At 73.6% G+C, this 22,991-nt stretch carries 19 protein-coding genes; 12 read left to right on the top strand and 7 right to left on the bottom strand.

What is annotated here, in order from left to right:
* Positions 1–20: 20 nt before the first annotated feature.
* Genes ACSLTV_RS15205 through epsC form a run of 3 tightly spaced genes read right to left on the bottom strand, consistent with a single transcriptional unit; the run spans position 21 to position 2,181 of the window.
* Positions 21–686 carry a vitamin K epoxide reductase family protein gene (locus ACSLTV_RS15205; RefSeq protein ID WP_432136514.1) on the bottom strand — a complete coding sequence of 222 codons (666 nt, stop codon included), beginning with the start codon at positions 684–686 and terminating at the stop codon, positions 21–23.
* A complete protein-coding gene (gene cysK / locus ACSLTV_RS15200; protein ID WP_432136515.1) occupies positions 683–1,615 on the bottom strand; it encodes a cysteine synthase A in 933 nt (310 codons plus the stop codon). Before cysK ends, ACSLTV_RS15205 begins: the two co-directional genes overlap by 4 nt.
* Positions 1,612–2,181, bottom strand: coding sequence for a serine O-acetyltransferase EpsC (gene epsC / locus ACSLTV_RS15195; RefSeq protein WP_432136516.1), 570 nt, complete (start codon positions 2,179–2,181; stop codon positions 1,612–1,614). The genes cysK and epsC overlap by 4 nt, the downstream gene beginning before the upstream one ends.
* Before the next feature lie 455 nt (positions 2,182–2,636).
* Here epsC and ACSLTV_RS15190 point away from each other — a divergent pair, with 455 nt between their 5' ends.
* The 11 genes from ACSLTV_RS15190 (at position 2,637) to ACSLTV_RS15140 (ending at position 14,828) form a co-directional block, all read left to right on the top strand.
* The gene (locus ACSLTV_RS15190; protein ID WP_432136517.1) at positions 2,637–3,299 is read left to right on the top strand and encodes a hemerythrin domain-containing protein; all 663 of its coding nucleotides are present in this window, start codon (positions 2,637–2,639) and stop codon (positions 3,297–3,299) included.
* Positions 3,296–3,568, top strand: a complete 273-nt coding sequence (locus ACSLTV_RS15185; RefSeq protein WP_435612306.1) for a DUF2249 domain-containing protein — start codon at positions 3,296–3,298, stop codon at positions 3,566–3,568. Before ACSLTV_RS15190 ends, ACSLTV_RS15185 begins: the two co-directional genes overlap by 4 nt.
* Positions 3,569–3,639: 71 nt before the next feature.
* Positions 3,640–4,152 carry a hypothetical protein gene (locus ACSLTV_RS15180; RefSeq protein WP_432136519.1) on the top strand — a complete coding sequence of 171 codons (513 nt, stop codon included), beginning with the start codon at positions 3,640–3,642 and terminating at the stop codon, positions 4,150–4,152.
* 184 nt (positions 4,153–4,336) lie between these two features.
* Positions 4,337–5,623 carry a TIGR04053 family radical SAM/SPASM domain-containing protein gene (locus ACSLTV_RS15175; protein ID WP_435612305.1) on the top strand — a complete coding sequence of 429 codons (1,287 nt, stop codon included), beginning with the start codon at positions 4,337–4,339 and terminating at the stop codon, positions 5,621–5,623.
* Positions 5,624–5,713: 90 nt separating this feature from the next.
* A complete protein-coding gene (gene argG / locus ACSLTV_RS15170; protein WP_432136521.1) occupies positions 5,714–7,162 on the top strand; it encodes an argininosuccinate synthase in 1,449 nt (482 codons plus the stop codon).
* A gap of 659 nt (positions 7,163–7,821) precedes the next feature.
* Positions 7,822–9,063: an MFS transporter gene (locus ACSLTV_RS15165; RefSeq protein ID WP_432136522.1), complete on the top strand. Its 1,242-nt coding sequence runs from the start codon at positions 7,822–7,824 to the stop codon at positions 9,061–9,063.
* An 18-nt stretch (positions 9,064–9,081) separates the two neighbouring features.
* On the top strand, positions 9,082–9,555 hold the full coding sequence (locus ACSLTV_RS15160) for a hemerythrin domain-containing protein (protein WP_432136523.1): 474 nt from the start codon (positions 9,082–9,084) through the stop codon (positions 9,553–9,555).
* Positions 9,556–9,922: 367 nt separating this feature from the next.
* Entirely contained in the window at positions 9,923–11,434 is a 1,512-nt protein-coding gene (locus ACSLTV_RS15155) for a Y4yA family PLP-dependent enzyme (RefSeq protein ID WP_432136524.1), read from the top strand.
* Positions 11,431–12,750, top strand: coding sequence for a pyridoxal-phosphate dependent enzyme (locus tag ACSLTV_RS15150; protein WP_435612304.1), 1,320 nt, complete (start codon positions 11,431–11,433; stop codon positions 12,748–12,750). Before ACSLTV_RS15155 ends, ACSLTV_RS15150 begins: the two co-directional genes overlap by 4 nt.
* 6 nt (positions 12,751–12,756) lie before the next feature.
* Entirely contained in the window at positions 12,757–13,971 is a 1,215-nt protein-coding gene (locus tag ACSLTV_RS15145; RefSeq protein WP_435612303.1) for an aminotransferase class V-fold PLP-dependent enzyme, read from the top strand.
* Between the two features lie 92 nt (positions 13,972–14,063).
* Positions 14,064–14,828, top strand: coding sequence for a class I SAM-dependent methyltransferase (locus ACSLTV_RS15140; RefSeq protein ID WP_432136527.1), 765 nt, complete (start codon positions 14,064–14,066; stop codon positions 14,826–14,828).
* A gap of 137 nt (positions 14,829–14,965) precedes the next feature.
* Here ACSLTV_RS15140 and ACSLTV_RS15135 read toward each other — a convergent pair whose 3' ends face one another.
* From ACSLTV_RS15135 to ACSLTV_RS15120, 4 genes are all read right to left on the bottom strand, one after another.
* Positions 14,966–15,718: a VC0807 family protein gene (locus ACSLTV_RS15135; RefSeq protein ID WP_432136528.1), complete on the bottom strand. Its 753-nt coding sequence runs from the start codon at positions 15,716–15,718 to the stop codon at positions 14,966–14,968.
* Between the two features lie 46 nt (positions 15,719–15,764).
* The gene (locus ACSLTV_RS15130; RefSeq protein WP_432136529.1) at positions 15,765–16,385 is read right to left on the bottom strand and encodes a TetR/AcrR family transcriptional regulator; all 621 of its coding nucleotides are present in this window, start codon (positions 16,383–16,385) and stop codon (positions 15,765–15,767) included.
* 100 nt (positions 16,386–16,485) lie between these two features.
* Positions 16,486–17,484: a Gfo/Idh/MocA family protein gene (locus tag ACSLTV_RS15125; protein ID WP_435612302.1), complete on the bottom strand. Its 999-nt coding sequence runs from the start codon at positions 17,482–17,484 to the stop codon at positions 16,486–16,488.
* Positions 17,481–18,857 (bottom strand): NDP-hexose 2,3-dehydratase family protein, encoded by a 1,377-nt coding sequence (locus ACSLTV_RS15120; protein ID WP_435612301.1) that lies wholly within the window; start codon positions 18,855–18,857, stop codon positions 17,481–17,483. Before ACSLTV_RS15120 ends, ACSLTV_RS15125 begins: the two co-directional genes overlap by 4 nt.
* Positions 18,858–19,216: 359 nt before the next feature.
* On the opposite strand from ACSLTV_RS15120, the gene ACSLTV_RS15115 reads away from it, so the two are divergent.
* Positions 19,217–22,991: type I polyketide synthase (locus tag ACSLTV_RS15115; protein ID WP_435612300.1), on the top strand; the 3,775-nt coding region annotated here is incomplete at its 3' end.

Below are 22,991 nucleotides of genomic sequence, written 5' to 3'. Positions count from 1 at the left end.
CCGCGCACGCCGACGGCCGGTCACAGCAGCCCGCTCCAGTAGCTCCAGAAGCGGGTGAGGACGCAGATGACGATCAGGCCGTACCAGGCGGCCAGCAACAGCGCGTGCGACTCCAGCACCAGCGACAGCGCGGCCCGGCCGCGCGGCGGGACGGGGAGGACCCCGTGCTTGAGGTTGCGCAGCGTGACGTACCAGAACAGGGCGATCGTGACGGTCCAGACGACGGCGCAGTACGGGCACAGCCGGCCCAGCTCGAACAGCGACTGCTGGATCAGCCAGTGCGTGAACACCACCCCGGCCAGCGCACCGCCGTTCAGCCCCAGCCACACCGCCCGGTGCAGCCGTGACCCGGTGAGCAGGGCCACCCCGAGGGCGACGACCACGGCGAAGGCCGCGATACCCAGCAGCATATTGGGAAAGCCCAGCAGGTTGCCCTGTGGGCTGGCCATGGCGCTGCCGCAGCCCACCACCGGGGAGATGTCACAGGACGGCTGGTACGCCGGGTCCTTGAGCACATGCCAGTCGTCGACGGCGAGCCGGAACGAGGCCAGCAGACCGATGACGCCGGTCACCGTCAGCAGCACACCCATGCGCCGGCCCGGCCCCGTGCCGTCCGGCGCGGCCCGCCCGGCTGACGGCACGCTTCCCGCGATCTCCACGAGTCCCCCGCGGTCGGCGCCGCTCACGCGAACAGGTCCGTGCTGAGGTAGCGCTCCCCGGTGTCCGGCAGCACCACCACGACCAGCGCGCCCTCATGCCGCGGGTACGCCGCGACCGTGCGGGCGGCGTGCAGTGCGGCACCGCCCGACACCCCGACGAGGATGCCCTCGGTGCGCGCCAGCCGACGCGCCTCGGCCTGCGCCTGGGACAGCGACGTCCGGTGGACCGCGTCGTAGGCGGACACGTCCAGGACGGCCGGGACGAAGCCGGCCCCCAGGCCCTGGACGCGATGCGGGCCCGCTGAACCGCCGGACAGCACCGCCGACTCGGCCGGTTCCACCGCCACCACCGTGACCTCGGGCTTCTTCTCCTTCAGCACCTGCCCGACGCCGGTCACCGTCCCGCCCGTGCCGACCCCGGCCACCAGGACGTCGACCTCCCCGGCGGTGTCCTGCCAGATCTCCTGCGCGGTGGTCCGGCGGTGGGCGTCCGGGTTGGCCGGGTTGTCGAACTGCCGCGGCATGAACCAGCCGTGACGCTCCGCCAGGTCGGTGGCGCGCGCCACCGACCCCGTCATGCCCTCGGCGGCCGGCGTCAGGATCAGCTCCGCCCCGTACGCGGCCAGCAGCGCCCGCCGCTCCACGCTCATGCTCTCCGGCATCGTGAAGGTGACGTCGTACCCCTTGGCCGCCGCCACCATCGCCAGCCCGACACCGGTGTTGCCACTGGTCGCCTCGATGATCCGTTGCCCGGGACGCAGTGCTCCCGTGGCCTCGGCGTCCTCGATCATGCCGAGGGCGATCCGGTCCTTGACGCTGCCGCCGGGGTTGGCGGACTCCAGCTTGGCGACCAGCCGCACCGGCAGGTCCCCGCCGTACCGGCGCAGGGCCACCAGGGGCGTGCGGCCGATCAGCGCCGTGACCGAGGGGTGGATCGATGGCTGGGGAGCACTCACGGTCGTACTTCCTTCTGTTCCTGGACGGGGACCGCGGCGGCGCCGCGGGAGCGGGTGACCACGTCCGGCGGTGCGACGCGGACACGGGAGTGGGCGGGGACGTCACGCAGCACGAGCGCGTGCGCGCCGACGACGGTGTCGTGCCCGACACGCACCGGCCCGAGCACGCTGGCGCCGACACCGAGCACCACCCGGTCGCCGACGACCGGGTGGCGCCGGGCGCCCGGAGTGTCCGCCCACCAGCCGGTGCCACCCAGGGTGACCCGGTGGTACAGCATCACGTCGTCGCCGACGACCGCCGTCTCGCCGATCACGACCCCCATGCCGTGGTCGATGAAGCAGCGCCGCCCGATGACGGCACCGGGATGGATCTCGACACCGGTGAGCCCTCGCGAGACCTGGGAGATCAGGCGGGGCAGCAGCGGCACACCGGCCCGGTGCAGGCGGTGTGCGACCCGGTGCGCCCAGATCGCCCACAACCCCGGGTAGAGCAGGGCCTCGACGACGTGCGCGCCGTGCAGTGCCGGGTCCTTGCGGCAGGCGGTCCGGAGGTCTTCGAGCAGCATGTGGCGTCTTTCTCCGGCGTCTGCCGGGCGCGTACGGCCGCCCCGTCCGCGGGACGCGGACCGGCCCGGACCGGGCGCGGCCGGCCCGGGCGTCCGGAAAGCGGCCGTGATCCATGGGGCCGGACGCTAGACGGGTGGCGGGCGTCGGCGCCTGGGCCGTACGTCCCGGCTCGGGCGGCCGTCGGGCCCTGCGCGGAGCCGTGATCCAGGGCCCCCGAGCGGGGCGGTCGGGCCCGTACGGCCCAGGCGCCGCCCTCCGCGGCCCGGCGATGCTGACTTCTGACCGGCGGGGAGCGACACGGACAGCCGCACCCCGCGGACCGGCCGCCCTCTCCCGTACCGGCGGTCGCAGCGGGCACGGTGTGCTCCCCGCCCGGTCGGCGTCCGGCCGGGCGGCGGCCGGCGCCCCGCACCTGCCGGTCCAGCACCGGCCCGGAACCGCTGGAGCCACGACCTTGAGCGCTCTGACCCTCGCCTCGGCCGCGGAGGACGCCACCGCCCTCGCCGCCGCCGAGGCCCACCACGCCCGGCTGGCGGCCGAACTGGCGGGACGTGTCGCCCTGCTGCTCACCGCCGCGGACCGCGACCCGCTCGCCGCCGAGTCCCTGAGAGCCGGTCTCGTGACCTTCTGCGACCGCGATCTCCTGCCGCACGCCGCCGCCGAGGAAACGGTCCTCTACCCGGCGGCGTACCGCCTTCCGGCCGCCCGTCTGCTGATCGAGGCCCTGGTCGCGGAACACCGCTGCCTCACCGCCCTCACCGACGCGCTGCGCTCCGCGTCCGGCCCGGCCGCGGCGGCCGACGCGCGCGCCCTGCAGGTGCTGTACGAGGAGCACGCCGCCAAGGAGAACGGCCTGCTGCTGTCCCTGCTCGCCATGGCCCCCGACGTCTCGCTGGCCGCCCTGCTCGCCGAGGCCGACGACCGGCTCGGCACCCTCGACGGCCCCCACGCCGCCGGACACGGCGTCAACGGCCACCGGGGCGCCGGTCACGAGGACGACCACGGCGCCGGCCATGACGCCGGCCACGGCGCCGGCCACGGCGCCGGCCAGGACCACCGTCACGACGCCGGTCAGCACGCCGGGAACCGTGTCGGCGCCAAGGAGGAGGCCCCGTGAGGCACCTGGACACCCGGGGCGGCTGCGGCGCAGCCTGTGACCGCGGCGGCGGCGCCGACGAGGAGGCGGGGCCCGAACCGGACGTGGGCGAGGTGGCCCACGCCCGGCGTCACGCCGCCGTCGTCGTCGGCGCCCTGGACGCCGTGCAGGCCGGCCGGCCGATGGCGCTCGTCGCCCCGCACGACCCGACGCCGCTGCTCGCGCAGGTCGAGGACCGCCGGCCGGACGCGTTCGCCGTGGAAGACCTCCAGCGCGGCCCCGAGACCTGACGGACGCCGCTCAGCCACCACTGACCGGCGTCCGCCCGCCCACCCACCCCCGTACCGAAGGAAGACCCGTCATGAATGGTGCCCCCCGCCGGAACGCCGCCCTGTTCACCGGCGTCGTCACCGGCGTCGGAGCCGCCCTGCTGGCTGCCGGGCCCGTCATGGTCGTACGCGGCCGTGGCGGCCGCAAGGAGATCCGCGGCGAACTCGCCGCACAGCGGATCACCTTCCCGGACACCGGGCTGCCCGCGCAGCTCGCCCGGCACGCCGGTGCCGCCGTGGAGACCGGCCCGCAGGCCCACGCCTACGCCGAACTGATCAAGGACCATCTGGCGCACGCCACCGGCGGCCGCACCTACGCCGAGATCACCGACGAACTCTTCGCGAGCGGCGGTGACGACGAGAAGCTGACGAAACTGCGCCAGACCGCCTTCATGGGCGAGACGCTGCGCGGCTCCCTGCTCTCCGCCTATCAGGCATGGCACCTGACCACCCTGGTCACCGGCCTCGGCACGCTGCTCACCGGGGTGGGCGCCGCCCTGCTGGTCACCGCCGACGCGCTGGGCGCCGGCCCGCGGCGACCGTGACCGGACCGGAGGTGTACGAGGTGCACGAACGCGACGGCCGACCGGCCGGCCCTTTCCGCCGACCCTGCGCCGGGCGGCTCCGCCGCGCGGCCCGGTCCGGTCACCGTCCGGGCGCCCGGACGGTCTGCCCCGACTCGCCGGCGGCCGGACGCACCCCCGACCGCTGCCCCGCACGGAGGCCCCGATGAGCGCCGTACGCGTGGTGCGACGGCAGCACCAGGACGTCGGGGCGAAGCCGTTCATCGTGATCTGGGAGTCCACCCGGGCGTGCCCCCTGGCCTGTCTGCACTGCCGCGCCGAAGCCGTGCCCGACCGCGACCCGCGCGAACTGGACACCGCGGCCGCCAAGGACCTGCTGCACCAGGTGGCGGCATTCGGCCACCCCGCACCCCTCTTCGTCATCACCGGCGGCGACCCCTTCCAACGGCCCGACCTGGAGGAGCTGATCTCCCACGGCGAACAGGCCGGCGTCCGGGTCGCCGTCTCGCCCTCGGGGACGCCCACCCTCACTCCCGAGCGGCTGCGGGCCGTGCACGACGCGGGCGCGGTCGGACTGTCACTGAGCCTGGACGGCTCCACCGCCGAGCTGCACGACGGCTTCCGCGGGGTTCCGGGCGTCTACCGCTGGACCCTCGACGCCTGGGACGCCGCCCGCGCCCTCGGCATGAAGGTCCAGATCAACACCACCGTCACCCGGCGCAACCTGCGCGACCTGCCGGACGTCGTCCGGCTCGTCCGCGAGCACGGGGCGATGCTGTGGAGCGCCTTCTTCCTGGTGCCCACCGGACGGGGCAGGCAGCTCGGACTCCTCACCCCCGCCGAGACCGAGGACGTCCTGAACTTCGTCCACGACGTCGGCACGACGGTGCCCGCCAAGACCACCGAGGCCCATCACTTCCGCCGGGTCGCCCTCCAGCGCAGGATCCTCGCGGACGCCGGCGAGGACCATGTCGCCGCGCTGCGACTCGGGCCGCTGTACCGGGAGTTGACCGCCCGCGCGGCCGAACTCGGCCTCCACGAGGGCGGACGGCGGGTCCGGCGCCCACCGCTGGACGTCAACGCCGGGCGCGGTTTCGTCTTCGTCTCCCACACCGGCACGGTGCATCCCAGCGGTTTCCTGCCGCTCGGCGCCGGCGACGTCCGCCGCACCCCGCTGCCGGAGATCTACCGGACGTCGGCCCTGTTCACCGGGTTGCGCGATGCCGACCGGCTGGGCGGCCGGTGCGGGACGTGCGAGTTCCGCCGGATCTGCGGCGGCTCCCGCTCCCGCGCGTACGGCGTGACCGGCGACCCCTACGCCGAGGAACCGTGGTGCGGCTACCAGCCGGGGTCCTTCCCGTACCAGTGGGAACTGGCCGCCCTTCTGGACCACACACCGAGGACGGGCACCGGCGGGGCGGGCATTGCCAGGGCGGGGGTCGACAACGCGGGCGCCGACCGGGCCGGAGGGAGGATCGGGCCGGCGTCCTGAGAGCGGCCGCGGTGTCACCGCGCGGCGGCCGACCTGAGCCCCGACATGCCCGACGTTGCATGACCATGCGAGGTGATGCATAATTTCTCTATGTCCAAGGTCCTCACCTCCCTCCCCGTCGGCGAGCGCGTCGGCATTGCCTTCTCCGGCGGCCTCGACACCTCGGTCGCCGTCGCCTGGATGCGCGACAAGGGCGCCGTCCCGTGCACGTACACCGCCGACATCGGCCAGTACGACGAGCCCGACATCGCCTCCGTGCCCGGGCGTGCCTTCGCCTACGGCGCCGAGATCGCCCGGCTCGTCGACTGCAGGGCCGCGCTGGTCGAGGAAGGGCTGGCCGCGCTCGCCTGCGGCGCGTTCCACATCAAGTCGGGTGGCCGCCCGTACTTCAACACCACTCCGCTCGGGCGCGCCGTGACCGGCACGCTGCTGGTGCGGGCCATGCTGGAGGACGGGGTCCAGATCTGGGGCGACGGCTCCACCTTCAAGGGCAACGACATCGAGCGGTTCTACCGCTACGGCCTGCTCGCCAACCCGCACCTGCGGATCTACAAGCCCTGGCTGGACGCCGACTTCGTCACCGAGCTGGGCGGCCGCAAGGAGATGTCGGAGTGGCTGCTCGCCCACGGGCTGCCCTACCGGGACTCGACGGAGAAGGCGTACTCCACGGACGCCAACATCTGGGGCGCCACCCACGAGGCCAAGACCCTGGAGCACCTCGACACCGGCATCGAGATCGTCGAGCCGATCATGGGCGTGCGGTTCTGGGACCCCGAGGTGGAGATCGCCGCGGAGGACGTGACGGTCGGCTTCGAACGGGGCCGCCCGGTCACCGTGAACGGCAAGGAGTTCGCGAGCGCGGTGGACCTCGTCATGGAGGCCAACGCGATCGGCGGCCGGCACGGCCTCGGCATGTCCGACCAGATCGAGAACCGGATCATCGAGGCGAAGAGCCGCGGCATCTACGAGGCGCCGGGCATGGCGCTGCTGCACATCGCCTACGAGCGCCTCGTCAACGCCATCCACAACGAGGACACCGTGGCCGCCTACCACAACGAGGGCCGCCGTCTCGGCCGGCTCCTCTACGAGGGCCGCTGGCTGGACCCGCAGGCGCTGATGGTGCGCGAGTCGCTGCAGCGCTGGGTCGGCACCGCGATCACCGGCGAGGTCACCCTGCGGCTGCGCCGCGGCGAGGACTACTCGATCCTCGACACCACCGGCCCCGCGCTCAGCTACCACCCCGACAAGCTCTCCATGGAGCGCACCGAGGACTCCGCGTTCGGGCCGGTCGACCGTATCGGCCAGCTCACCATGCGCAACCTGGACATCGCCGACTCCCGGGCCCGTCTGGAGCAGTACTCGGGCCTCGGCCTGGTGGGCACCGAGCACCCGACGCCGATCGGTGCCGCCCAGGCCGCCGCCACCGGCCTCATCGGCTCCATGCCCGCGGGCGGCGCCGAGGCCATCGCCTCCCGCGGCGAGGCCGGCGACGAGGAGACCATGCTGGACCGTGCCGCGATGGAGTCGGGCACCGACTGACCCCCGCTCCCGGGCCAGGACACCGCCGACGGGCCCCGACGGACATCTTCCGCCGGGGCCCGTCGGCGCGCTCCCGGGGCCCCGGCCGCGCGCTTGCCCGCACCGACCGACCGCCCCGCGTGCCTTTCGCCGCCCACCGTGTCACCACCCGCGTACCTGTCGTTCGCCCGCACCGTTTCGCCACTCGCGCACCTGTCGCCCGCCCGCACCGTCTCGCCGCCGTGCGCACCCGTCGCCTGCCCGGCACGGCCGAAGCTCGGCCGGTCATCGCGCCCCCGCGCCCGACCGAAGTCCGGCCGGTCGTCGCGCGCCCCCACCTCTCCGCCCCACCCGCTTCCTCGCCCCCTCGCCGCCTGTTCGCCTTGTCCGCCTCGCGAGCAACCCTGACGGCCGTCCCGGGCCGCCCACCACCCGCCCGTAACCCCGGCTGACCGACCCGCGACCTCCCCGGAGATCGGGTCGGAAGGGGACCCTCCGCCCTGCTGCGGCCCCCAGGACCGGGGACCGCCGGACCGGGGGCGGAGGACCGTCGGCCCCACCACCAGGTGGTCGTCGGCGACGGATAGTGGCATCGGGCCCCGGCGCGCATCCCGCGCCCAGGGCCCGCGGCCCGGCCCTGACCACCGGCGCCGCCCCTTCACCGGAAAGGACCGGGTGGCATGGACCAGCCGTCGACGAAACCCGGCGAGGCACCATCGGCAGAACCGTTCCGCCCCGGTCGGCCCTGGCTGATGCTGACGCTCGCCACACTGGGATTCGCCCTCAACTTCTGGGCCTGGGCGCTGCTCAGCCCGCTCGGCCCCCGGTTCAAGGACACCCTGGACCTGACCTCGTTCCAGCAGTCGCTGCTGGTCGCCGTGCCGGTCGTGGTCGGCTCACTGGGCCGCGTCCCGGTCGGCGCCCTCACCGACCGCTTCGGCGGGCGGGTGATGTTCCCACTGGTCTCCGGCGCCACCATCGTCCCCGTGCTCTACCTGGGCCTCGCCGGACACGACTCGCTGGCCGCGCTCCTGATGGGCGGCTTCTTCCTCGGCGTCGCCGGCACCGCGTTCGCCGTCGGCGTCCCCTTCGTCAGCGCCTGGTTCCCGCCGGCCCGCCGCGGCCTCGCCATCGGCGTCTTCGGCGCCGGCATGGGCGGCACCGCGATCAGCGCCCTGACGACGGTGAAGCTGGTCGACGCCCACGGCATGGCCGACCCCTTCCTGCTCACCGCGGCCGTCCTCGCCGCGTACGCCGTGGTCGCCGCGGTCGTCCTGCGCGACGCGCCCGGCCGTACGGTCCCCACCGAGCCCCTCACCCACCGGCTGGCCGCGACCCTCCGACTCGGCATCACCTGGCAGGCGTCCGCCCTCTACGCCGTCGCCTTCGGCGGCTACGTCGCCTTCTCCGTGTACCTGCCGACCTACCTCAAGACCGACTACGGCCTCACCCAGGCCGACGCGGCCGACCGCATGGCCGGCTTCGTGATCCTCGCGGTGGCCATGCGCCCGGTCGGCGGTTGGCTGTCGGACCGCGTCGGGCCGGTCCGGGTGCTGGCCGGCTCCATGGCCGTGGTGCTCGCCGGAGCCCTCGCCCAGTCCTTCGGCCCGCCCCTCGCGCCGGTCGGCACGATCACCTTCCTGGCCATGGCGGCCGCGCTCGGCGCGGGCAGCGGCGCCGTCTTCGCCCTCGTGGCCCTGCTGTCCCCGGCGAACATGGTCGGCTCGGTCACCGGCGTCGTGGGCGCGGCGGGCGGCCTCGGCGGCTTCGTACCGCCCCTGCTGATGGGGTCGGTGTACGGCGCGTACGGCTCCTACGCGATCGGGCTGGTGCTGCTCGGGCTGGTGGCCGGCGCCGCGCTGACGTTCACCCGCACCGGCGTGCGCCGTGCGGTGGCCCGCCGCGTCGCGGCACAGCTCTGAGGCCGGAGGACATCACCCATGTGCGAGTATTGCGGCTGCCAGGCGCTCACGGCCGTCGACGAACTGACCCGGGAGCACGACCGCGTCGTCACACTCATCAGCCACGTCCGGGACGCCCGGCGCGACGGCGCGGTGGCCCGGATGGCGGAGCTGGCCCGCGCCATCGCCACCGTCCTGGCCCCCCACACCGAGGTCGAGGAACACGGACTCTTCCCTGCGCTCGCCGACGAGTTCCCCGAGCAGATCGCGGCCTTGGAGGACGAGCACCGCCGCATCGACACGGTGCTGGCCGAGGCCAACGGCCCCTTCCTGACCGACCCCACCTGGCCGGACCGCCTGATCGGCGCACTCGACCTCCTGCGCGCCCACATCCTCAAGGAACAGGACGGCGTCTTCCCGGCCGCCCTCGCCCTTCTCGCCCCGGAACAGTGGGAGGCCGTGGAAGCGGTGCGCGCCCGAACGGCGACCCGCCAGCCGGCGTCCTCACCCTGACCCACGAGCCAGGGCCCCCGTCCGCGCCGGCCCGGGTTCCTGCCGCACCGCCGTCCCTGCCGCACTACCCGTGCCCCGGCGCACCGCCCGTTCTGTCCCGGCGCCTTGCGACCATGTGCCGCCGACCTAGGTGTCTCCGACCGACGGTGCGCCCAGCGCCTCCCGCACCGGGAAACCACCAGCTGCGGCGACGCCCGCCCACCACACCGTCCCGGCCCACCGTCCCGGCCCACGGCACCGCCGTCCGCGCACCGATGAGCCGTCCCGCGCCCCACCGAGGAGATCAGGACAGCCCGGTCGGGGCCGGGATAAACCGCCCGGAGGGTGGGAAGAGCGTTATACGGCGAAGCGTGGGGAGCGCTCCGCCGTGCCCGCGAGGTCGGGCCCGACACAGGTGGGGGAGGGGTCGGACATCGGCGGGCAGCCCTTGTATCTCGAACCACGGACGGACGGGCCGCTGCGCTCGCTCCTTGACTGCGGCACCCTCCTGCACACCCTCACCGACGCCCTCGGATCCCCGCTCAACGTGGTCCTGCCCGACCGCGTCGCGGACAACCTGGCGCGCTTCCGGACGGTGTACGCCGGCCACCACCTGTCCGGCCAGGTCCACTTCGCCCACAAGGCCAACCGGTCCAGCGCGCTGCTGCGCCGCCTGGCCGCCACCGACGCCGGTGTGGACGTGGCCTCGCTCGGCGAACTGCAGCACGCCCTCGGCGCCGGATTCACTCCCGACCGGATCACCGCGACCGGGCCGAAGGACCCGGACTTCCTGTGGCTGGCCGCCCGTACGTCCGTCACCGTCGTCGTCGACGGTCGCGGCGAACTGGACCGGCTCGCCCGCCTGGTCCGCGCCCACGCGCTGCCCCGGGTCCGGATCATGCCGCGCCTGTCCGGCTTCGAGACGCGGGGGGTGCGCGTGCTGAGCAGGCCCAGCCGTTTCGGCACCCCGGTGCCTGAGGTCGGGTCCCTGCTGGACGCCGTCGAGCACCACGCAGACACCCTCGATCTCACCGGCGTCGCCTACCACCTGGACACCACCGGGCTCGCCGAGAAGGCGACGGCGCTGGAGGGGTGCCTGACCGTGCTGGAGGAGTGCCGCGGTCGCGGCCTGCGACCGACCGCCGTGGACATCGGCGGCGGATTCGGCGTCGACTACCTGGCCGACGGCGGACAGTGGGAGCGCTACACCTCCGAACTCACCGCCGCCGTCCTCGGCACCCGACCGCCGCTGACCCGCGACGGCCACGGCTACGGCCTGCGCAACGAGTCCGGCACCCTGCGCGGATCCCTCGGCCTCTATCCCGCTCACCGGCCCGTCGCCGGACCCCGCTACCTCGACGAACTCCTCGCACAGCCCGCCCCCGCCTTCGACGGCCGTCCGCTCGCCTCCCTGCTCCTGGAACACCTCTACGACCTCCACGTCGAGCCCGGCCGCGCCCTCCTGGACCAGTGCGGACTCACCCTCACCCGGGTCGTCGAGGCGGAGGCCCAGGAGGCGGGCGGGGAACTCCTCGTCCGGCTCGCGGCGACCGGCCACGACGTGGCCCTGGAGGAGCACGGGGTGCTCATGGACCCGGTCCTCGTCCCGCGGCACCCCGAGCGCGACGACGAAGGGCCGGTCGCCGTCCGGCTCGTCGGCGGCCTCTGCCTGGAGAGCGACCTCATCACCCGCCGGACGGTCTTCCTGCCGCGCCGCCCCCGCCCGGGCGACCTGCTGGCCTTCGTCAACACCGCCGGCTACTGCATGGACTTCCACGCCACCCACGCCCAGCGCCGGCCCGTCGCCCGCAAGGTCGCCGCCTGGCAGCAGGGCGGCGCGTGGCGCTGGTGCCTGGACGACCGCTACTGGCCGACCGCCTCCGTGGGAGGAGCGCAGTGAGGTACGACAGCATCACCGACGCCATCGGCAACACCCCGTTGGTCCGCATCGACCCGGCCGTCCACGGCCTGCGCCACATCGACCTGTACGCCAAGCTGGAACTGCTCAACCCCTTCGGGTCGGTCAAGGACCGGGCCGCCTGGCACATGGCCCGCCCCCACCTGGAGTCCGCCGCCGGCCCCGGCGGCCAGGTCGTCGAACTGTCCAGCGGCAACACCGCCAAGGCCCTGGCCGTCCTCGCCGGCATGCACGGACTGACCTTCAAGAGCGTCACCAACCGCATGCGCGTCCCCGAGATCAAGGACCTGCTGCTGTTGCTCGGTGCGGAGATCGAGGAACTCCCCGGTCAGAGCGAGTGCCTCGACCCCACGGCCGCCGACGACCCGCTGACCCTCTTCCACCGCACCCTGTCCGAGCCGGGCAGCACCTACGTGCACACCGACCAGTACTTCAACCCGCGCAACACCGAAGCCCACCTCACCGGCACCGGCCCGGAGATCGTCAAGGACCTCGACGGCCGGGCACCGGACTGGTTCATCGCCTGCGTCGGCACCGCCGGATCCTCCACCGGTGTGGCCCGCGCCCTGCGCGAACACCAGCCCGGCGTCCGGGTCGTCGGACTGGTCGCCGCCAAGTCCGACTTCATCCCGGGCATCCGCACCATCGACGAGGCCCACGAGGTGGGGCTGTTCGACCCCGGCACCTACGAGACGATCGAGGCGGTCGGCGCCGACGACGCCATCGAGGGCATGCTCACCCTGAACCGGCGCTGCGGCATCCTCGCCGGACCGACCGGCGGCGCGGCCTACTTCGGTGCCGTGCGCCGACTCCGGGAAATCGACGCCGAACTGACGGAACGGCAGTCCGCCGTCTTCATCGTGTGCGACCGCGTCGAGAGCTACCTCAGCTACGTCCGCCGCCGGCGCCCGGACCTGTTCGGCCGGCCCCGCCGCCGCAACTCACCGGCCGACGTGCCGGATGCCGAGATCCGCATCGCGCCGACCGTCGACGTGCCGGCCGCCCAGGAGTGGATCGCCACCGGCGCCCCGCTCGTCGTCGACCTGCGCAGCCCCTTCGCCTACGCGGCCCTCCACATCGACGGATCGGTCAACATCGTCGACGAGATCTTCGAGGAGATCCTGCACGGCGGCCTGCCGTTCAGCCGCAGCCGCCCCGTCCTGCTCGCCTGCCCGGTCGGCGAGAAGTCCGCCCGCTACGCCGCCCTGCTGACCCGCATGGGCCACCCCGACGTGCGCAGCCTGGCCGGCGGCATCGTCGCCTGGCGGGACGCGGGCGCGCCCCTGGTGCGGGACTGAACCGCCGTGACCGCACCCGGCGGCCCCCGGCACCGCGACGACCTGTGGGACCTCACCGACTGGCAGGCCGGCCTGCGCGCCCAGTTCCCCATCCTCACCGCCCACCCCGACCTCGCCTACCTGGACAGCGCCGCCACCGCGCAGAAGCCCCGCGCGGTCCTCGACGCCGTGCGGACCTACCTCACCACCACCAATGCCAACGCCGGCCGCGGCACCTACCCGTGGGCCAACCGCACCACGGCCCTCGTCGAGCAGGCCCGTGACCGGGTCCGGGGCTTCCTGCGCGACCCCGCCCCGCAGCGGTCCGCCGTGCACTTCACCGGCGGCACCACCGAGGGACTGCGCACCGTCGCCCGCGACTGGCTGCCCGCGCTGCTCTGCGACGGGGACGAGATCGTCGTCCCGCACGCCGACCACCGGGCCAACATCGAACCCTGGCTGGAGGTCCAGCGGCACCTCGCCCGCCAGGGCACCCGCATCCACGTCCTGCCGATGCCGTACCAGCGCTCCTCCGGCGACTACGACCACCACGCCCTCGCCGAACTCGCCGGTCCACGCACCCGGTTCGTCGCCGTCACCCACGTCCACCACGTCTACGGCGCCGACATGAACATCCACCGGGTCCGCCGGGCCGTCGGCCCGGACGCGGTGATCTGCCTGGACGCCGCCCAGAGCATCGGGCACATGCCGGTGTCCGTGGCCGAGCTGGACGTCGACTTCGTCGTCTTCTCCGGCCACAAGTGCCTTGCCCTGCCCGGCTCCGGCGCCGTCTGGGCACGTCAGGAACGCGGGCCCGGGTTCGCCCCCGGCGGCTGGCAGGGCACCCCGAACACCGTGGGGATCGTGTCCCTGGCAGCCGCCCTGGACTGGCTGGACGGCGCGGGCACCGACCGCGTCGCCCGCTGGACCACCGCCCTGGCGGCCCGGCTCACCGACGGACTGCGCCGGCTGGACGCCTACGAGGTCATCGGCTGCCGGGCCAGTCTGGCCGCGGACTCACCGGTCCAGCGGCGCCAGGGCATCGTCACCTTCCGCCACCGCGACATCCCCTCCGGGGACCTCGGCTTCGTGCTGTACGACCGCGGCTTCATGGTCCGCTCCGACCACCACTGCCAGGGCGGCGAGGGCGAGCTCGACGCGTCGGTCCGGGTGAGCGCGCATCTGTACAACACCGTGGAGGAGATCGACCGGCTGCTGACCGTCCTTGCCGACCTCGGGTGACACCGGCCCAAAACCCGTAATGGAAACCGTTTCCACCTGTAAGCTCTCGGGCCGACAGACACCGGAGAGCGACGACGAGGTGGCACGACCGCATGGGGCTCAGTCTGGCGACGGCGGAGAAATGGGTGGAACGGTGGGAGAACCAGCAGCGGCACTACGCCGTCGACCGTGAGGACCGCTTCACGGTCATCGCCGACCTCGTCGAACACACCACCGCCGGCCGCCCCGGCCGCCCCCTGGTGGTCGACCTCGGCTGCGGCCCCGGCTCGCTCGCGGCCCGGCTGGCACGCCGGCTCCCCGCGGCCGACATCGTCGCCGTCGACTGCGACCCGCTGCTGCTCGAACTCGCCCGCACCCACCACGCCGACGCCGCCCGCTACGTCGACACCGTCATCGGCGCCGACGGCTGGACCCGCGCCCTGTTCCTGGACCGCCCGCTGGACGCGGCCGTCTCCACGACCGCCCTGCACTACCTCGAACCCCCCGCCCTGCTCCGCACCTACCGGCAGCTCGCCGCACTGCTGCGCCCCGGCGGCGTCCTCGTCAACGGCGACCACTTCCCGCCCGGTGACCCCGCGCTGGCCGAGCTGACCACGGCCGTCGGCACCCGCCGCGCCCAACGGCAGCGGACCCAGGCGCACGAGGACTGGAACGCCTGGTGGTCGGCCGTCGCCGACGACCCCGAATGCGCCGACCTGCTCGCCGAGCGCCGCCACCGGCAGTCCGCCACCGGCACCGACAGCGCCGTACGGCTGTCCCTGCCCGGCCATGTGGACCTGCTGCGCCGGGCGGGCTTCGGCCACGCCGGCGCGGTGTGGCAGTACGGCGACAGCGCGGTCCTGGTCGCCGTGCGTTGACACCCCCGCGCCGCCTCCACGGAACCCGGCCGCCCGTCCATGGTGATCCGACGCGGCGGGACTTCACCACAGCAGTGCCGAACCGATGCCGGTCCTTGCGCCGCTCAGGTCACGAGGGGCGCCGGGCGGGGGAGGGGTCAGTCGCCCGCTTCCGGCTGCTGGGCGGCCGGGGCGAAGGGGCGTCGTCGCGGCCCGCGCTCGCCGAGGATCTTGGTCAGGGTGTTCGACCGGAACAGGATGATCTGCGTGATCACCTGGAGGAGGATCCAGGAGACCGCGTACAGGACGCCGTCCAGCGCCGGGACGGTGTCCACGGGGAGGTTGTACGCCATGACCACCCGCAGGAGCGCGTCGCACAGCAGCCCGACGGCCCACACCATGGTCAGGACGCGCCACACACGGCGGAATACGGCGTCCGACTCCCACAGTCGCTCCAGTTTCGCCGACCGCCCGGGCATCAGCGTGCGCAGTGCCTGGTAGGTGAAGGGGCGCGCGGTGAACAGGGTGATCAGCAGCCAGACGCCGGCCAGGGCGGTGAACAGACCGTTGCGGGCCAGGGCGATGCGGGGATCCGAGGTCAGCAATGAGGCCAGCGCGCTCACCACCAGCAGGGCGAGCGTGAAGACGCCGATGGAGTCCAGTCTGCGGTGGCGCACAGCGGTGTGCAGCGTGTGCAGCGCGGGCGCGGATCCGCTGAGCAGCAAGGCCGTCATCTCGCTCGCTCCGGCCGCGCGGAGCCCGTAGTAGAGCCCGACGGGCAGCACGATGTCGCAGACGACGGTGATCACGAACCCCCAGCGCGAGGGGGGCGCGGGCGTGGTGGGGGGAGTCGTCGTGGGGTGCACCGGAGAGGGTGCCGTGGGCTCGGAGCCGGGGGTGGGGGAGGTCATGCGGTGTGCTCCCGGGGTGATGGACCGACGGCTTGCGATGCCGGTACTACGCGGACTGGGTGCAGCGATCGAACAGGTCGGCCAGCTCGCGGGAGCACCGATCGAGGTCCAACGCCATGTGGCACAGGTGGTGGCCCAGAACGCTGTCGATGGCGCCGCGCACGGCCAGAGCCATGGTGAAACAGTCGAAGCTGGCGAACTCACCCGCCTTGTGGCCCTGTTCGAGCAGAGAGACGAGCCGCTCCACCGACATGATGCCGTGCTCCAGGCTCTCCAGTCCGGTGATCCGCTGGTCCCGGACCATTCTGGTGATCTCCGTCAAGGCCTGTGTGTGCACCGGATAGCGGGCTACGAATTCAAAACTCGACGCGATGTACGCACTGAGCTTGCCGCGATAGGTGTGCTCGTCACCCATGCGTGCGCCCGCTATTGTTTCGGCCTTCTCGACGATGGTGTTGGCGACTTCCGCGAACAGCTCGGGTTTACCGGAGAAGTGGTACGAGATCATCCCGGTACTGCTCAGTTGGGCCTGTCGGGAGATTCTCGTGAACGACGTCTTCGCGTATCCGGATTCGGCGAGTGTCTCGATAGCCGCCTGAACTATCTGTGCCCGCCGTGCATTCTGCGTGAAAGTCCGGTTGTTCGGATTGGCTGTCCTGGCCATCATGGCCTCAGATTAGCCGGATCGTGATCGGGATTTTCCTAAAGTCCGAAAGTCCGTGGCCACGTGGAGATCCGTGCCCGTTCACCTCGCGGCTCCTTGTCTGTCAGCACACCTCGACCCGTCGTGCCGTGGTGCGGATCGCGTCCACCAGTTCCATCGTGGCGACGTCCGCGGCGTGCGGCCCGGTGGCGGCCTCTCCACCCGTGCGCACGGACGCGGCGAACTCCTCCAACAACAACATCAGTTGGTCCGCCGCGGGAAGAGTGAGCCGCTCCTCGCGGTCCTGTTCCTCCAGGATCAGCAACGGCTGGTGGGCGGGCGGCGGGGTGAAGGCACGCGTCACCGTCAGCCGCCCCCGGTCGCCCCACACCGTGTACACCGACGCGTAGGCGTGCTCGAAGCCGAAGGCCAGCTCGGCCAGCACTCCCGACGGGGAGACGAGCAACACCTGCCCCGACAGGTCGAGCCCGTCCCGGGCCCGGGTGCGCAGGGTCGCGCCGGCCACCTCGAGACCCGGCCCGAGCAGCAGCGCTGCGGCCCGCAGCGGGTACACCCCCACGTCGAGCAGCGCACCACCGCCGAGGCGGGCGTCGTAGCGAATGTCCTCGTCGGGCAGCGGCGGTATGCAGAACGCGGCCCGGAAGGCGGCCGGCCGCCCCAGCCGGCCCCCGTCGACCAGTTCACGCACCCTCGCATGCTGCGGATGGTGCAGGAACATGAAGTTCTCCCGCAGCGTCAGGCCCCGCTCCGCCGCCAGGGCGCACAGGGAGCGCGCCTCCTCGGCAGTGGTCCCGATCGGCTTCTCCACCAGCACATGCTTGCCCGCGCGCAGCGCCCGTTCGGCCCACGCGTGGTGCAGGGCCGTCGGGGTCGACACGTACACCGCGTCGATGTCGGGCCGGGCCAGCAGCGATTCGGCGTCGTCCTCGGCCGCGCACTCGAAGTGCTCGGCGAACAGGGCCGCCTTCTTCGCCGTGCGCCCGGCCACCGCCACCAGATCCCACTGCGGCATCCGTGTCACCGTCGGCAGCACCCGCCGCCAGGCGATCGACGACGTACCGATCGCTCCCAGACGCAGCGGCCGTGCCGCGGGCGCCGTCACAGCGACCTCGTCGCGGCGATCAGGGTGCGGGCCTGCACGTTCAGATGGTGGCCGTAGCGCAGCAGCTCGTCGACCTGACGCAGCGACACCCAGCGGAACTCGTCTGAGAGCAGGGGGATGTCGCCGTCGACCTCGATGATCATGTAGCGGCTCTGGGCGTTGAGGAACCGACCGCCCTCCTCCGACAGCAGCACGTCGTACACGGCCGAGTCGCGTCGCCCGCGCACCTCGTCCAGATACGGCGGCAGCGCGGCGGGCGGCAGGTCCGCGTAGTTCTCCTCGGTGCACTGCACCGTCGGGCCGAGCTCGACCACGGACAGGAACCCGGCCTCCGCGCGTGCCCGCAGCAGCACGTGCGGTATGCCGTTCACCCGCCGGAGGAACAACGCCGCCGTGCCCGTGCCGTGCGGCTCGACCAGCGGCTGGGACCACGCCGCCACCTCGCGCCGCCCGGAGACGACGTCGACGGCCACGACGCTGAAGTGGCGCCCGCTCACATGGGACACGCGGTAGGGGTCACGGTCCCAGTCCCTGGTCTCCGCGAGCCCGATCGGCGTCACCCTCACCTCGTGCTCGGCGCGGCGCCGGGTGATCCAGCTGCGGATCTCGGTGTCCGTGTGCGCAGACGCGGCCGGTCCGGTGACGTCCTCCCGCCAGTCCGGCAGGCAGGACAGCACGGTACGCGCATCCATGTTCACGACGTTGTCCTGCCGCAGCAGCGCGTTCACCTGACGCAAAGTCAGCCAGGCGAAGTCCTCGTCGGCCTCCACCTCGGGACCCACCCGCACGATCATGTTCCGGTTCCGCTTGCCGAGGAACCAGGATCCCTGCTCCGACTGCAGCACGTCCGCCACCACCGAGCCCGGTGCGGGCCGGCGAAAACAGTCCAGGTACTTCACCGCCGAACCCCCGTGCAACCGCATGTAGTTGCTCCGCGTCGCCTGCACGGTCGGGGACACCTGCATCCCGTTCACGTTTCCCGGCTCCGACTTCGCCTGCATGAGCAGGTGCGGGACGCCGTCGAAGTCCCGCACGGCGATGCCCAGGATCCCGATCTCCCGCTGGTCGATGACGGGCTGCTCCCACGCGGGCACCGGGCCGAAGTCCGAGCGGACCCGCAGCCCGTGCACCGCGAAGAAGCCGCCGCTCGCATGGCGCAGGTCGCCGCTGCCCTCCTCGAACCGCCAGCCGTCCAGCTCGGCGAACGGCACCCGCTCCACCCGCTGGTGCTGGGCGCGGCGCCGGTCCTCCAGCCATGCGGCGACCTCCGCGTCGCTCAGCACACCGCCGTCGGCCGCCGCCGACACGGCCAGCGCCGCCGGCGTGCCGGCCTCCTCGCCGCGCGACGACGCGAGCGCGGTCGTCGGAGTCATGGATCCGCCCTTCTCGAGTCGGGAACGCGGCATCGCACACGCTTCACCGGACCGGTGCCCCACAGGCACACCGCGCGGAAGGACGCACAGCCGATCGCCGCCCTCCCAGGGTGCCCGCTCGAGTTCCGGCATTCGCCTAGATCACCACCCCTTGCGGACGCTCCTCCCGCTGACTACGATCCGCCGCCGCTCCCCGCCGGACCACGAAACGGCGTCCCGGCCGACGTCGCCGCCCAAGGCCACGACGTGCCTAGAGATTCCCCTAGAGCGTTTCATCGGAGCGCCGGACGGCTCCCGCCCGCGTGCGAACGTGTGCATCGCTCCCCTCCCTCCCGCCCTCGGTATCTGGAGTGCCATCGATGAACGAGCCGGTGCCCACCGACGTCCGGAACAGCGCCCCGGGCCATGAGCCCGTGGCCGTGGTCGGCCTCGCGTGCCGGCTCCCGGGGGCCGACGACCCGGCCGCCTACTGGGACCTGCTCACCGAGGGCCGCAGCGCCGTCACCGACCTCCCCGAGGACCGCCGCACGGGCGTACCCGCCGCCGGCTGGCCCACCCCGCACGGCGGCACCGCACCCCTGCGCGGCGGCTACATCACCGCCCCCGCCGACTTCGACGCCGCGTTCTTCGGCATCTCGCCCCGCGAGGCCGACGCCATGGACCCGCAGGCCCGACTCGCCCTGGAACTCGGCTGGGAGGCCCTGGAACACGCGGGCATCCCCGTCGCCGACGTCCCGCGCGCCACCGCGGTCTTCCTCGGCGCGGACACCTGCGACTACGCCGACGTCGTCCGTGCCGCCGGACAGGGTCCGGGACACCACACCCTGACCGGCCTCAACCGCTCCCTCATCGCCAACCGGCTGTCCTACGCGCTCGGCACCCGCGGCCCCAGCATGACCGTCGACAGCGCCCAGTCCTCCTCCCTCACCGCCGTACAGCTGGCCTGCGACAGCCTGCGCGCCGGCGACTGCGAACTCGCCCTCGCCGGCGGCGTCCACCTCAACCTGAGCCCCGAAAGCTCCCTGGCGGCCGCCGGGTTCGGCGCCCTCTCCCCGGACGGCGCCTGCCACACCTTCGACGCCCGCGCCAACGGCTACGTGCGGGGCGAGGGCGGCGGTCTCGTCGTGCTCAAGCCGCTGTCCCGCGCCCTCGCCGACGGCGACCACATCCACGCCGTGATCCGCGGCGGCGCCCTCAACAACGACGGTACCGGCACGAGCATCACCACCCCGGACGCCGACGCCCAGGCGGCCGTCCTGCGCGCCGCCGTCCAGCGCGCCGGTCTCGCCCCGGCCGACATCGGCTACGTCGAGCTCCACGGCACCGGCACCCGCGTCGGCGACCCGGTCGAGGCCACGGCCCTCGGCGCCGTCCTCGGCACCGCCGAGGGCCGCCGCACCCCGCTCGCCGTCGGCTCCGTGAAGACCAACATCGGCCACCTCGAAGGGGCCGCCGGCATCGCCGGGCTCCTCAAGACCGTGCTGTGCCTCTCCCACCGCCGGCTGGTGCCCAGCCTCGACCACCGGGAACCCAACCCCGCCATCGACCTCGACGGCCTCGGACTGCGCGTCCAGCACGAGACCACCGCGTGGACCCCGGACATCCCGGGCACCCCGCTACGCGCCGGCGTCTCCTCCTTCGGCATGGGCGGCACCAACGCCCACCTCGTCCTCGAAGAGCCCCCCGCCGCCGACAGGCATCCGCGGCAGGAGCGCCGGACCGCCCCCGACACCGTGCCCTGGCTGCTGTCCGCCGCCGATCCCGACGCACTCCGCGCCCAGGCCGACCGCCTCGCCGCGCACGTCCGCGCCACCGACGCCGATCCCGTCGACACCGCGTGGTCCCTGCTCACCACCCGCACCCCGCTCGCACACCGCGCCCTGGTCGTGGGAGCAGACAGTGCCACCCTGCTCGGCGGCCTCGCCACCGCCGTTCCGGGCGGCCCGGTCACCGGAGACATCCACCGGCCCGTGTTCGTCTTCCCCGGCCAGGGCAGCCAGTGGGCCGGCATGGCAGCCGAACTCCTCGCCACCGCGCCCGTCTTCGCCGCCCGCCTCGCCGAATGCGGTGAGGCCCTCGCCCCCCACGTCGACTGGAACCTCTCCGCCGTGCTGCGCGGAGACCCGGACGCCCCGCCCCTGGACCGCTCCGACGTCGTACAGCCCGTGCTGTGGGCCGTCATGGTCTCCCTGGCCGCCCTCTGGCAGTCGCACGGCGTCCGTCCCGCCGCCGTCGTCGGACACTCCCAGGGCGAGATCGCCGCCGCCTGCGTCGCCGGTGCCCTCGACCTGGAGGACGCCGCCCTGGTCGTCGCCCTGCGCAGCAGGATTCTCGTCCCGCTGGAAGGCCGCAGCGGCATGGTCTCGCTCGCCCTCGCCGAACACGAGGCGCGCCGCTTCGTCGCGCGCTGGGGCGACCGCGTCACCGTCGCCGCCCTCAACGGCCCCGCCTCCACCGTCGTGTCCGCCGGTATCGAGACCGTCACCGACATCCTCGCCACCGCCGAACACGAGAACGTCCGCGCCCGCCGCGTCGGCATCGACTACGCCTCCCACTCACCGCACGTCGAACCCGTCCGCGACGACATGCTCCGCCGCCTCGCCACCATCGTCCCGCGCCGGCCCGACATGCCCTTCCTGTCCACCGTCACCGGCGACTGGATCGACGGCCCGGACACCGACGCCCGGTACTGGTACGACAACCTCCGCAACCCGGTGCTCCTCGAACCGGCCGTCCGCGCCCTCACCCGCGCCGGCCACGGCGCCTTCGTCGAGGTCAGCCCGCACCCCGTGCTCACCGGCCCGGTACAGGAGACCGTCGAGTCCACCGCGGGCGCCCGGCATGCCGTCGTCACCGGAACCCTGCGCCGCGGCGAGGGCGGCCCCGCCCGCTTCCAGACCTCGCTGGGAGCCCTGTGGACCAGGGGCGCCGACGTCGACTGGACCCCCGCCTTCGCGGATCTCGCCCCCCGCCGGGTCTCCCTGCCCACCTACGCGTTCCAGCGGCGCCGCCATTGGATCACCGGCACCGGCGGGCACACACCGGCGGACACGGCAGTCACCCCCGCCGCACCGGCCGCCGACGCGCCCACCGGAACCGCCCCCACCGGAACCGTCCCTGCCGCCACCGGCGCGGCCGACGCCGTGCTCGACCACGAGCGTGCCCTTCTCCTGGTCCGCGAGTCCACCGCGGTCGTCCTCGGCTACGACGGCCCCACTCGGGTCGACCCGGAGCGGACCTTCAAGGAACTCGGCGCCGACTCCGTCACCGCCGTCGAACTGCGCGACCGGATCAACACGCTCTCCGGCGCCCGACTCCCCGCCACAGCCGTCTACGAGTATCCGACGCCCCGACGCCTCGCCGCCCACCTCACCGCGCCCGCCGCCACCGACGCCGCCCCCCTCACCCGCCGCGGCCCCGGCGACGAACCGATCGCCATCGTGTCGATGGGCTGCCGCTTCCCCGGCGGGGTGCGTACTCCGGACGACCTGTGGCGCCTGGTCGGCGAGGGGGCCGACGCGGTCTCCGCGTTCCCCACCGACCGGGGCTGGGACCTCGACGCCCTCTACGACGCCGACCCCGCCCGGACCGGCACCACCTACGTCCGCGAAGGCGGATTCCTGCACGACGCCGCCGAGTTCGACGCGGCTTTCTTCGGCATCTCGCCGCGTGAGGCGACCGCGATGGACCCGCAGCAGCGACTGCTGCTGGAGACCACCTGGGAGACCATCGAACGGGCGGGGATCGACCCGCACAGCCTGCACGCCGGCGCCACCGGCGTCTTCGTCGGCGCCACCGCACCCGAGTACGGACCCCGCCTGCACGAAGCGGAAGAAGACGTCGAGGGGCACCTCCTCACCGGCACGACGGTGAGTGTGGCGTCCGGGCGCATCGCCTATGCGCTGGGGCTGGAGGGCCCCGCGGTGACGGTGGACACGGCCTGTTCCTCGTCCCTGGTCGCTCTGCATCTCGCCGTCCGCGCCCTGCGCTCCGGCGAATGCTCGCTGGCCGTCGCGGCCGGCGCCACCGTGATGTCCGGACCGGGCATGTTCGTCGAGTTCGGCCGCCAGCGGGGACTGGCCGCGGACGGCCGCTGCAAGCCCTTCTCCGCCGACGCGGACGGCACCAACTGGG

The organism is Streptomyces sp. bgisy159 (assembly GCF_965341775.1).
Taxonomy (GTDB): domain Bacteria; phylum Actinomycetota; class Actinomycetes; order Streptomycetales; family Streptomycetaceae; genus Streptomyces.
The sequence above is the reverse complement of the archived record's forward strand: the minus strand, read 5'-3'. Positions and strand labels throughout refer to the sequence as shown.